General features: G+C 38.9%; 10 protein-coding genes. 4 read left to right on the top strand and 6 right to left on the bottom strand.

What is annotated here, in order from left to right; all coding sequences use genetic code 11:
* Positions 1 to 7: 7 nt before the first annotated feature.
* Positions 8 to 1057 (bottom strand): glycosyltransferase family 4 protein, encoded by a 1050-nt coding sequence (locus tag FD725_RS23820; RefSeq protein WP_179051665.1) that lies wholly within the window; start codon positions 1055 to 1057, stop codon positions 8 to 10.
* 116 nt (positions 1058 to 1173) lie between these two features.
* Here FD725_RS23820 and FD725_RS23815 point away from each other — a divergent pair, with 116 nt between their 5' ends.
* Entirely contained in the window at positions 1174 to 2073 is a 900-nt protein-coding gene (locus FD725_RS23815; RefSeq protein WP_179050441.1) for an LD-carboxypeptidase, read from the top strand.
* Positions 2074 to 2096: 23 nt separating this feature from the next.
* Here the strand turns inward: FD725_RS23815 and FD725_RS23810 are convergent, their stop codons facing one another.
* Together FD725_RS23810 and FD725_RS23805 are read right to left on the bottom strand one after the other, a co-directional pair.
* The gene (locus FD725_RS23810; RefSeq protein WP_179050440.1) at positions 2097 to 2873 is read right to left on the bottom strand and encodes a bifunctional 2-polyprenyl-6-hydroxyphenol methylase/3-demethylubiquinol 3-O-methyltransferase UbiG; all 777 of its coding nucleotides are present in this window, start codon (positions 2871 to 2873) and stop codon (positions 2097 to 2099) included.
* Between the two features lie 340 nt (positions 2874 to 3213).
* The gene (locus tag FD725_RS23805; protein ID WP_179050439.1) at positions 3214 to 3987 is read right to left on the bottom strand and encodes a putative sugar O-methyltransferase; all 774 of its coding nucleotides are present in this window, start codon (positions 3985 to 3987) and stop codon (positions 3214 to 3216) included.
* A gap of 803 nt (positions 3988 to 4790) precedes the next feature.
* Here FD725_RS23805 and FD725_RS23800 point away from each other — a divergent pair.
* Together FD725_RS23800 and FD725_RS23795 are read left to right on the top strand one after the other, a co-directional pair.
* Positions 4791 to 6107 (top strand): ABC transporter substrate-binding protein, encoded by a 1317-nt coding sequence (locus tag FD725_RS23800; RefSeq protein WP_179050438.1) that lies wholly within the window; start codon positions 4791 to 4793, stop codon positions 6105 to 6107.
* Between the two features lie 84 nt (positions 6108 to 6191).
* Positions 6192 to 6776, top strand: coding sequence for a hypothetical protein (locus tag FD725_RS23795; RefSeq protein ID WP_179050437.1), 585 nt, complete (start codon positions 6192 to 6194; stop codon positions 6774 to 6776).
* Positions 6777 to 6808: 32 nt separating this feature from the next.
* On the opposite strand, the gene FD725_RS23790 is transcribed toward FD725_RS23795, so the two are convergent.
* On the bottom strand, positions 6809 to 7363 hold the full coding sequence (locus FD725_RS23790; protein ID WP_179050436.1) for an acireductone dioxygenase: 555 nt from the start codon (positions 7361 to 7363) through the stop codon (positions 6809 to 6811).
* A 459-nt stretch (positions 7364 to 7822) separates the two neighbouring features.
* On the opposite strand from FD725_RS23790, the gene FD725_RS23785 reads away from it, so the two are divergent.
* Positions 7823 to 9259, top strand: a complete 1437-nt coding sequence (locus FD725_RS23785; protein WP_179050435.1) for a deoxyribodipyrimidine photo-lyase, 8-HDF type — start codon at positions 7823 to 7825, stop codon at positions 9257 to 9259.
* Here FD725_RS23785 and FD725_RS23780 read toward each other — a convergent pair.
* Together FD725_RS23780 and FD725_RS23775 are read right to left on the bottom strand one after the other, a co-directional pair.
* Positions 9256 to 11421 (bottom strand): tetratricopeptide repeat protein, encoded by a 2166-nt coding sequence (locus FD725_RS23780; RefSeq protein WP_179050434.1) that lies wholly within the window; start codon positions 11419 to 11421, stop codon positions 9256 to 9258. The genes FD725_RS23785 and FD725_RS23780 overlap by 4 nt on opposite strands.
* A gap of 156 nt (positions 11422 to 11577) precedes the next feature.
* Positions 11578 to 12477 carry a DUF4351 domain-containing protein gene (locus FD725_RS23775; protein WP_179050433.1) on the bottom strand — a complete coding sequence of 300 codons (900 nt, stop codon included), beginning with the start codon at positions 12475 to 12477 and terminating at the stop codon, positions 11578 to 11580.
* Between the last annotated feature and the right edge of the window lie 51 nt (positions 12478 to 12528).

Below are 12528 nucleotides of genomic sequence, written 5' to 3'. Positions count from 1 at the left end.
CTAATGACTAATGACTAATTAATATATTTCTAAACCACTGCTCAGTGCGATCGCCCATTGCCTGTTGAGAATATTCTGCTTCTGCTTGTTGCCGACACGCCAAGCGATCAATTTTATCTAAACATTTAATGGCATCAACTAACCCATCTACACTATCAGGTTTGACTAAAAAACCTGTTTGACCATCTTTGACAATTTCCTTCAATCCACCCCGATTGTAAGCTATCACTGGGACACCACAGGCTAAAGCTTCAATGGCTACATTACCAAAGGCTTCTACCCACCGAGGTGTTACCAATAATCCTCGACATTCACCTAATTTTTGTTGTAATTGCGCTGTGGGCAAAAATCCTTCATAGATGATCGAAGCATCAGCATAATCTTGACAAATTTGCTGCCAATATTCTTCATTTTGCCTCACACCAAAAACCTTTAAGGGAATGCCTGTAATTTTCGCTGCTGCAACTGCATCTTCCAGCGCTTTTTCGGGGGCAATTCTCCCTACCCAAGCTAAATAATTATTCGGTTGAGAGCGAAATTGATAAATAGATAAATCCATCCCATTTGCTAAAGAACGACATTTATCAGCAAATTTAAATGTCTGTGCTTGTGTTAGTGAATGCACACCAATAGTTCCAGGAAAATTAGTTGCTATTTGCTCAATCATGTCATCCATTGCATCAGTTAAAGAACCCATACTAATCAAATGAGCGATGGGACAATGAAAAAATGAAGTTAGATATAAAGGCAACCAATCATAAGCAAAATTAACAATCAAATCATAATCTAATTGCACTCGTCGCGCATAATCCCACATATTAGCTAAGACAGAGTTTTTCGGGATAACAATTGGTTCGTCACGAGTCTGGTTTTGAGCTGGTGTTTGCAATTCGCCAGGAATTTCGATCACAGGTACATCTTTGACGATGGAACCAACAGGAGCTACTATTTTGACAATATGTCCACGTCGGCTCATTTCTTGAGCAATATTACTGAGAGTAAGTTCTACCCCACCACCTATCCCTGTACCAATTGCTCCTACAGGGGTAGATATCATCAGCAACTTGAGTAAGTCGCTTGTAGATGTATTCACGTAGCTGCACTCCTAATTCAACATTCAAAATTAACAATGTTATAGGTTATTCTAAATTCTGACTTCTGCAAAAATCATTGATGAAATCGACAATCTTACCTCAACCTCTCAAAAAAGGGGATTTACTACGAGTGATTGCGCCTAGTGGCGCTTTACGAGAATTTGCCACTTTGGAACTGAGTTTAGAAATTTGGCGATCGCGGGGTTATCGTATAGAAGTTAGTGCCGATATTGGGGAAAATTGGGGTTATCTTGCCAACAAAGACGAAATTCGTCGTCATCAACTAGCTACAGCTTGGCAAGATGCTGATTGTCGTGGTATTCTCTGCGTTAGAGGCGGTTTTGGGAGTATGCGAATTTTAGAAAATTGGCACTGGCAAACTCACACTACCCCAAAATGGCTGATTGGCTTTTCTGATATCACGGCTTTGTTATGGAGTCTTTACAATGCAGGTATCTCAGGTGTTCATGCACCTGTAATGACAACTTTAGCAAATGAGCCAGATTGGTCAATTGATCGCTTGTTTGATTGGGTAGAAGGACGATGCCTTGCGCCACTCAAAGGTTGTGGTTGGGGTGGGGGTGTGGCTACTGGTATTTTGCTACCCGGAAACCTCACCGTGGCTACCCACCTTTTAAGCACACCCATTTTACCTAATTTAGATGGTGTAATTTTAGCCCTAGAAGATGTCACCGAAGCACCATACCGTATTGACAGGATGCTGACACAGTGGCGTTTAAGTGGTGCTTTCGCTAAGGTAAAAGGCATTGCTCTAGGGGGATTTACTAGATGCGAACCTGCCCCAAATATACCCAGTTTTAGCACAGAAGAAGTTCTGCGCGATCGCTTAGAAGATTTGGGTATTCCCATTGTTTCTAACTTACCATTCGGTCATGACAATCCCAATGTTGCTTTACCTGTAGGTGTATCAGTAACTTTGGACGCAGACCAAGGCATCCTAGCAGAAATCAACCCATAAGTATTCCCAATACCCAATACCCATTACCCATTACCCAATACCCAATACCCATTACTCCTTTCCCATTTCCGATAACAACGAGCTGTTATATAGTAGGGGTGAAAAACTTCCAAAAAATTACTTTGAATTGTCTGGAAGAAAGCATTTACTGTTTGGGGATCATCTAGATGAAAAGGATGCTCTTGATTAAACCCTTTGAAGAAACACCAGTTCAGAATTATTTTGCCTTCAGGTTGAAGGATTTGATGAAATTGTAAGAGTTGTTGACTAGGATCAGGCAAATGTTCTAAAACGTCAAAAGAAATAATAGTATCAAATGTCTCTTTTGGTGGTATTCTTTCAGCAATCATAATTTTATCGCCCAATCCTAATCGCTCAGAACGATAACGCACAAAATCACGACTAATGGGATTAATATCACAATAAATCACTTGTTCAACTTGTGGGCAAAGAGCAGTAGCAATAGTGTGAGTACCAATCCCACCACCAAAATCTAACACTCGACCATGAGCATGATCTACAATCAATAGCAATGTGTCTTCAATGTAATCAGAGCTGCCTAAATGCCAAGCTCCTAACTCAAATAAGTAAAGCTCTCCTACTTGGTCACGGTAAAAAGTTGTAGCCTTTTCCCAATCAAAATCTTCAGCACCTAACTTAGTCAGTTGTTGCTGACCAGTTTCTAACTTTATCTCTAGCGTTTTCGCATCTATATCTAAAAATTCTTGTAGATGCTGCTTTAAATGAAATGAATCTTGACAATAACTTTTTAAAAAAGACGGGACTGATACTTTATTCATAAAATCTATTTATTTAGTTCAGTAACTCAATATTTTAAACTAGTACCAAATTTTATGTAAGGATGGTTGTAAAAAGCTCTACATGATTTTGAACGTTTGAAAAGAGAGCAATTTTACCTTCATCGAATTGACTACACTACCCCCGGATTTCTCACGAAATTTATCAAACCGAAGTCCAGAGGCTGTAGGGGCGGGTTAACGAGATATTCGTAAATGATTGAAGCATATTTGTGAACCCGCCCCTACCGTTTTGTGAGAAATGCAGGTACCGTGTGGTTTAAGCAGGGTGAAATGCAGCAGATATAGAGAAGACTCATTGTTACCGATAAGTAGAAAGTCTTTACCACACAAGAGTACAATCTTTAGGATGTAGTATACCAACTTCGGGATTTACTTTGATTTGAGGAATGATTTTTATCAACTCTTCTTTTGTGTAAGAATTAAAGTCTTCTGGATTAATTTCATTGTATGTAATGTAGCCTTTTGTAGCAGAGAGAATTATCTTTTCTAGGTAAACTTCTTGTATTTCTCTTCTCAGTTCGGTAAAAGCATAGTTGCTGATCACTAAGTCATAACTTTCTTTGTGTAATTCATTCATTGTTTTATAGATCAGTGTTGTGTTTAAAGGATAATGATCTAAATATCTTTGAGCCAGCATCAGCACTGGTTTCAAATCAACCAATGTATAGGTTTTCACGTTGAAATAACTATTGATAATTCGGCACATTCCTCCATAACCTACTCCAATTTCACATATATTGAGGTTGTCTAGAGCGCCAAATTCAGATTCTAAATCCGACAAAATTTTTATGTATCGTAGAGTAGGTGGTGCTATGATGCCAATACCCTCATAATCAAAAGCTTCGGGATTGCCAACCTGATCGTTTTTCAAAAATTCATTAATATTACTTAACACATTAGAACCAGACTTCTTAGTTGCTTCCAGATACTCTAAACCTTGTTCATAAGAATCATGTTCTAAGGCAATTCTGTATATTTCATTGCGACGAAAATCTTTGAATATAGAATAATCTAAACTGGCTCTTAAACAGAATTCAGGATAGTCAATGTTGTCAGTCAGACTAGTTTGCAAAGCCTTGTTTGGCAAGTCCATACTTACTACGCTCCTTATTGAGAAATAAATATTGATTCAACTAAGTTATTCAGCCTTTATTTATCAATGAAAGTTTAGAAGTCATTTATAAATAGAGTCTGAATACATAACCCGAATTTCTCACGAAATTTACAAAACCGAAGTCCAGAGGCTGTAGGGGCGGGTTCACAAATATGCTTCAATAATTCACAAATGTCTCGTGAACCCGCCCCTACCGTTTTGTGAGAATGCAGGATAAGAGTCCATGAATCACTCTTCTATGGCATACCAATCAGAAATCATAGTAGAGGTCGATGCTTGTTAGTGCTTTGACCTCAGCACCAGGTTGTAAAACTGACTACAAATCTGCCATTATCATGTGTAAAACTACCACATATCATCTGTATATTCAATATTTATTGGAGATATTTTATTCTCAATACGTTCTATGACAGTTTTTTAAAATGGTATAATTCTGGTGAATCACTACTTGTAGGTTGATTATAGCGATCGCTTCACTCAACACCAAGACATACATTGGGTTCCTCAGATCATGTTGGGGGTTACGCAAAGCCTCCACCCAACATAATAATACTAATACTATGAAGTTTTAGAGGGTGTTGGAAAAGTTTCAGTAGGTATAAAAATGTCATTCTGACTGGAGCGGAGCGTCAGGAAGAATCTAGGTTTTGTGGCACATACCGAGATGTTTCATTCCGCTACGCTGCATTCAACATGACAAAGAAACAGACTTTTCAAACGTCCTCTTAACTTAATCTTTTATACTTCATTCTGTTGATGAGGCAAGTGGTTAACTAATAAGCATGATATCTACCATTTTTTTCTCCCCAATTAAGAATTTTAATCAGCAGTTGCTTCATGGCTTCAGACAGCTTTTACTGCTATTCGTTTTGATTAGTACGTCTATATTTTTATCCGGTTGCCAAGGCATTACACACAAGGATGATGGCATAATTCACCTCAGCCTATGGCAAGCAATCAACCCTCCTGCTAACCGGGATGTATTTGAAAAATTAGTCAACAAATTTAATCAAACCCACACTGATATCCAGGTTGATTCTATCTTTATCGGTCAACCCCAATTACCCAAAATCTTAACAGCAGTTGTCGGTAATATACCTCCAGATATTCTGTCATACGACCCACAAACTACCGGACAATTTGCAGAATTAGGAGCAATTCGATCGCTAGAAGATTGGCTTGACAAATCACCATTGAAGTCAGAAATTATTCCTAGCTTATTTGATGAATTGCGCTTAGATGGTCATATTTGGTCAATTCCCTTATACACCGCTAATCTTGGTGTTTTTTACCGCCCGAAGCTTTTCCAAGCTGCGGGAATCACAGACACACCAAAGACTTGGGAAGAATTACGGCAAGTTGCTAAAAAGTTGACTATTGACCGCAATGGTGACAAACGACCCGAACAATATGGAATGTTGCTACCTTTAGGCAAGGGAGAATGGACGGTTTTTAGTTGGTTTCCTTTCTTACTGAGTGCTGGTGGCGAAATAATAACAGACAATAAACCGAATTTGACAAATGCAGGGGCTATTAGTGCTTTGCAATTTTGGCAAGACTTAATCAAAGACGGTTCCGCCACCTTTTCTCCCCCTGAACGTGGTTATGAAGAAGATGCTTTTATTACCGGTCGGGTGGCTATGCAAATCACAGGGCCTTGGACTTATATTATGAAGTCTGACGTTGATTATCAAGTTTTTCCCATACCGGCTAATGTTGGACGAGCCACCGTAACAGCTACAGGTGTATTATACGTGATGAAAACTACGCCAGCTAGAGAACAAGCAGCACTCAAATTTCTGGAGTATGTTTTAAGTGCAGAATTCCAAAAAGAGTGGAGTATGGGGACGGGTTTTTTACCAGTTAATCTTCAAGCAGCCCAAAGTGAAGATTATCAGCAATTTATGAGCAAAACACCAGTCTTGAAAGTGTTTATGGAGCAGATGTCTGTAGCACGCGCTAGACCAATCATTGCTGGTGCTAGTCGTCTTTCTGACAGTCTTGGTCGAGCCATTGAAGCCACCTTATTGGGTGAGCCTACCGAAAAAGCCCTGAAGACAGCCCAAGAACGTTTAGAACTGATTTGGGAAAATAAATAAAATCAGAAAGGTCTATACCGCAGGTGAGAAGTATTGTTAGCAAATTATGTCTAACATTGCAAAAAACACTTATTAAAAGAAGTCATGAAAGGCACACTTTTTAAAAAATCAGCTGCCTTAGCTATAGGATCAATCTTCACTTTCTCAGCGACAGCTTTTGCCAGCACATATCATGAAATAATTTATGGAAATAGATTGAGTAACTCTCAAACCTTAGTAGTACAACGTCAAGAACGCCAACGTCCAGGTACTCAATGTCAAGATACTTTACAAAAAGATTCAGGATTTCCTAGTGAGCTAGCAAACGCAGAAAGTGCTTTGGCAAATGTCAAGAGTGTTGGAACTGGTGGAGTAATTAAAAGTAATTTGGCTGAGTTAATTGCTCAGGCCTTGTCTCTAATAGAGAATGCAAAAACTCTTGCTAGGTCAACTGCTTCTAGTGATAAAAGAGCAGTAGCTAGAGTGCTAAATCAAGCAGAAAATCTTCTCAGTGATGCGTTGGCTATGGCAAAATCAGATACTGTCAGTGGGCCTGGCAAATTAGCTATTCTTCAATCCATAGCCAGTGCAAAAACATCTTTGGGCAATACAGTAGCTCTTGTTGAGAGTTATATCCGTCGATGTGTTTCTCGCGTTTGGTTTCCTGCCGAATATGCTTGTGGTTCTTAATTATCTATGAACATTACTTATTAGGCTTTCTCTTAGTGTGACTTGTGCTGAGAATCGCTTAACTGCGTGCCTGTATAATTGGGAACCCAACCATCTGCGGCTGTGAAATAGCGTATAGCTTTGAAATGCAAAGATCCGGTGAGACTGCACCAATGTTCTACCCCAGCCGGGATATGCAGATAATCTTGTGACTGGACTAAAAGCTGTAGCTGACTACCATCGGGTTTAACAAAACCAAAAATCATCTCTCCTGCTAACACATACAAAGGTTCAGGGGCAGTATGAATATGATATTGACTATAGGCGGCAGTTAAAGTCTGTAAATTTGGCGAGCCTGGATGCAAATTGAGCAAATCACACCAAAGATAGCCATTTTCCTGTTGGAGAAACTCAAAGACGCTGTTGTGTAACTCTACGATATGGCACTTCTCGCTATCTGAGAGAACATCCTGTGCCAATAGGCTGGGAAATAACAGTGATGTACCTGGGTCGTAATGTTTCAGATAAATTCCCAACGGGGCTAGTTCACGGACTATCTCATCTAGATTGCTCTCAATTGTGCCGTCGTCAAGTAACAAGGTCGCCATGACAAAAAACTAAATTAAGTATTAAGAAGAGTATACTTAACTTTAACTCAATTTAGATTAATAATCCACTTTTTCCGATAGACATACTGGAGTAAGGAATTGGGGATTGGGGATTGGGGAGTTATGAGTGATGAGTACTGAGTGCTGTAAAGCCCTTCTCCTCAAGGAGACGCTACGCGAACGGGCATGGCTACGCTTAGAGCGGTAGCGGGGCAATGCAGCCCGTGCTGAGTGAGGGACAAGAAGAAAATCTAATAACCATTGACTAATGACTAATGACTAATGACTAATGACTAATGACTAATGACCATTGACCATTGACCATTGACCATTGACCATTGACCATTGACCATTGACCATTGACCATTGACCATTGACCAAATAAATTTATCACCAGAATGATGTTCAATGGTGCGGCTAGAGTCTAATCTAGTACAGGTGAACTGTAAAAAGTAGAAAATGTCTGACTTAGTTTTGTTTTGGCATCGCCGTGATTTACGCATTGCTGATAATACGGGGCTAGCTGCGGCGAGAGAGCAAAGTCCGAAAGTGGTGGGTGTGTTTTGCCTCGACCCGAATATTTTAGAGCGAGATGATGTTGCACCAGCAAGAGTAGCTTATATGATTGGCTGTTTGCAGATGTTGCAACAGCGATATACTCAAGCTGGAAGTCAACTATTGATACTTCATGATGATCCTGTGCAGGCTATACCGAATTTAGCAGAGGCGTTGAAGGCTAAGGCGGTGTTTTGGAATTGGGATGTAGAACCGTATTCGCAGGTGCGCGATCGCCAAATTATTGATATCCTCAAAGATAAAGGTATCCAATTTCTAAGCAAAAATTGGGATCAAATACTTCATGCCCCAGATGAGATTTATTCAGGTAGCAATTCTCCTTACACTGTATACACCCCCTTTTGGAAGAATTGGAGTAGTAAACCCAAAGCCCAGCCAGTAGAAACTCTCACCAGTGCTGAAGGGTTGACGGAAACTGAGGAAGAAATTGCTCAAAAAGCTGGTGTCAAAGCTTTACCCACCGCCAAAGATTTAGGCTTTATCTGGGATGGAGAATTGGTTATCGCACCAGGAGAAGCCGCAGCTCAAAGCAAGCTAGAAGAGTTTACCGCTAAAGCCATCACAGCATACCAAGAACAGCGCAATTTTCCCGCCGTTGACGGTACATCACAACTGAGTGCTGCACTAAAGTTTGGTGTTATCGGCATTCGTACAGTTTGGCAAGCAACGACAGAAGCCTTAGAACATAGTCGTAGCGAAGAAGCTACCGCAGGTATCCGCACATGGCAACAAGAGTTAGCTTGGCGGGAATTTTATCAACACGCTATGTATAATTTTCCAGAATTAGCAGATGGTGCTTACCGCGAAGCTTTTAAAAACTTCCCTTGGGAGAATAATGCAGAATACTTTCAAGCTTGGTGTGAAGGTAAAACAGGTTATCCTATTGTCGATGCAGCCATGCGCCAGTTGAATGAAAGCGGCTGGATGCACAACCGTTGTCGGATGATAGTGGCTAGTTTCCTGACTAAAGACTTGTTAATTAATCCCCAATGGGGAGAAAAGTATTTCATGCAGAAGTTAATTGACGGTGATTTGTCTGCCAATAATGGTGGCTGGCAATGGAGTGCTTCGAGTGGGATGGACCCTAAACCAGTGAGGATTTTTAACCCTGCTAGTCAAACCCAAAAATTTGATCCAGAAGGTGAATATATCCGCACATGGGTGAGAGAATTAAAGTCTGTAGATCCGGAATATTTAGTCACAGGTAAAATTACCCCGTTAGAACTTCATGCTGTTGGTTATCCTCAACCGATTGTGGATCATAAAAAACAACAACAGCAATTTAAACAACGTTATCAAAAACAAAAAGAGTTAATTTAATGATTGACAATCAATGTTTTAAATCTCTGATCATCAGCAATTTCATCAAAGTCTAGATCATTAGCTGCATCTTCTTGATATCGGGGATTTAAATTGATTGCTTGTTGGAGATTTTCTAGGGCTAATTCTACTTCTCTTTGCAGGGCATAGCAGGCAGACTTATTATAGTAAGCGCTAGCATAATCTGGTTTAATTTCTAATGCTTTGTTAAATGAACTGATCGCTTGTTCGTCTTTGCCTAGTCGGACAAGAGTATAACCGCGTTTATCCCAAATTTTCGGAGAATCAGGTTGGAATTTTAGTGCTTGATCAAAAGAGGCGATCGCTTCTTCGTATTGATCTAATTCTACCAAAGCTAAACCACGATTTAACCAAGCAACTGCATCATCTGGTTTGATTTGTGTGGCTTGATCAAAAGAGGTGAAAGCTTCTTGATGTCGGCGTAAATTACCAAAAGCTACACCCATATCACACCAAGCTTGGTGATAATTGGGTTGGATTTTAATAGCCTGATTGTATGCTTTGATGGCATCTTTATAACGTTTTAATCTGGCTAAGGTAAGTCCTTGTTTAAAGTGGGCGATCGCATCATCAGGTTGGATTTCTATTGCTTGTTGAAAATAGGCGATCGCCTCTTCATAACGCTTCTGTGTAAATAAGTTATCACCCTGTTGCATGCAATCGTCAAAACTTACTTGTGTAACTGATTCTTGGGCAACAGCGACAGGTTTATTTTCTACCAACTGATGCAAAATTAAATCTTTACGTTTTTGAGCATCTAACTGTAAATCTGAGAGTTGAGAGACAAATTCTGTCTCTAGTTTCTCTAGCTTTTCTAAAATTAAGTATTTTTGTTTTTGAGCATGAGATTGTAATTCAGAAAATTGGGAAACAAACTCTAAACCAGATTTTTCTAAGTTTTCAACAATTTGTGATTTACTAGTTTGAGCCTCTATTTTAAGTTGAGATAGATAGGATGTAAACTCTGTCTGAAATCTGCTTAATTCTTGTTGAGTTTGTGACTGGATTTCCGAGGTTTGAGTTTGTAAAAACTGTTCTATTTCTCTAATTTTCTGTAAAAATTCACCCTTTTGTGTTTGCAGTTCTAATTGAGAGTTAGATACTTGCTCGGTAAACTCTTGCTGTAAATGATTGAGATGCTCCCACAGATGAGCTTTTTGATTTTGGCTGGTTATTTGTAGTTCTGATACTTGAGAATTAAATGTATTGGCTACATCTTGGAGATTTTCTAGCTGAATATCTTTTTGTTTTTGTAAATCTCCGCTTAACTCAGCGATTTGTGAGGCAAATTCTGATTGTAACTGAGTCAGATGCTCAAAAATTTGCTGTTGATGAGATTGAGTATCAGTCTGCAAATTCACAAGATGACTATTAAAGTCAATTTTTGACTGTGCTAACTCTGCTAACACTATATTTTTACGTTCTATCGCATCTTTTTGTAGCTCTGATGCTATTTTGTCTATATTGGCTGAAGTCACATCTCTTTTGTGTTGAGCATCTGACTCAAATTGAGATATTTGGTGAGCAAATTCTGAGACTATATTTTCTATCTTCTTTTGAAAATTGCTAACTTCTAGAGAAATTTGTGCGAGATTATCTGTCTTTGCTTGCATTAAATCAGATGTCATCAGAGATAAATTCTCTTGTTCAGCTTGGATTTTTTGCTGTAAAGCCTCAGTTTCTCTTTCTAATAAACGATTGATATTTTTAGCATCTTGAATAAGATTTTCGGCATCTTGCTTAACAATTGTTAACTGGTTTTCTAGTTTTTCTACTCCGTCAAACTGAGACATAGCTCGATCAACAATCTCCCGAATTGCTACCCGGCGCAATAGCCAAAATAGAGCGATGATAGCAACTGGAAATAAACTGAGAATCACTAACCAAATATTTAGCAAGATGGTTGTGCGACTAAAAGCTTGCTCAAATTCTGCTTGTATTTGCGCGCGTTCTCCCTTATCTGCGCGTAATCTTCTTAATTCTTCCCGTTCCTGATTTGATAGTATTTGAGCAGTCACTTGTTGTTGGGGTGTGGATGGTGTAGTTTGTCCCTGGCTAACATCAGCAGATAGCAACCAGGGTGCAAAAACTACAGCGCCGTGCAAAATTAGAGAGAAAACAAATTGATTTTTGCTAGTCATCACAATCATCCCGATTTGTTGTTCAGTTTTGGCAGTGACGTGCTTATCTCCTAATCTATAACAGAATTTATTGCGTTGTGCGTGTTAGTGGATAGCTACCGAGATACGTGCAAAAAGAGACACGTTCAAATTTAAGGTTTACTTATAAGTATTTCATCAATTCTGTTGGTCTAACCAATTGATTAGGTCTTCTAAATATTGGAAATCAAAAATTGCATCTGCTAGGTTTTCTAATTGTTCTACAGATAAGGAATCAATACGTTGCTCTAAGCTGGGATCAATATTATTAAAACGTCGTTGGAGTTGTCTTTTAATAATTTTTTGTTCTCCTTGTGCAATTCCTTTCTCCATCCAACTGGTGACAATTTCCATAATTCCTTCCTCTTCTATTAAGTTGGCTTGTTTTAGTTCGGTATCAAGTGCTTGTTCTTCTGTAGCGTTTAATTTGAGATAGGTGTCAATAAAGCCGGAAATTAGTTCCATTTTAGCAGGGTTTAACTGCAAGGTTACTAACATCCTTAAGCATTCTAGTTTGACTCGGACTCTTTCTTCTGATTTAAAGTCCATTTTTGCCATTAATGCGGCGGCGATGGGGTTTGGTTGGTTTAAAAAGTTTCGCCAGTTGAGGTTATTTAATTGAATAGCGACGTAATTAAATTCTAGGATTTTTCTATTAGGGAAGTTAACTGTATATTGGCTATTGGCTGGGCGTTTTGGTTTGTCGTAGGAGAAAATGACGATAGGGAAGATAGGTAATAAATATTTTGCATCTAAACGAGCGAAGTAATGAAATATCCGCCGTTCAAATTCTTTTTGATTATATGCCTGATTTTCTAGATGAATCAGAAAATATGTCTCTTGTTCTCTAAATTTGACTTTAGCTAGTAAGTCGATTTTTCGTTTGTCTCCAGAGGTGACATCAGTAAATATTTCTTCTGGTAAAAATGTGAGGCTGTCTTTATTTACGTAGTCTAATACTTCTGGTAAGAATAATTCTATAAATTCCCAAAAGAAGGTTTGGATTAATTCTTTAAAGAGTCTATCGTGATCTATCATTGGCTGATGTGAAATTAATTTTATTAAGTAATATCCTCACAAAAAATCGGT

It is taken from the genome of Nostoc sp. TCL26-01, assembly GCF_013393945.1.
Taxonomy (GTDB): Bacteria; Cyanobacteriota; Cyanobacteriia; order Cyanobacteriales; family Nostocaceae; genus Trichormus.
Note: the sequence above shows the minus strand (reverse complement) of the source record. Positions and strands in the feature narration are given on the sequence as shown.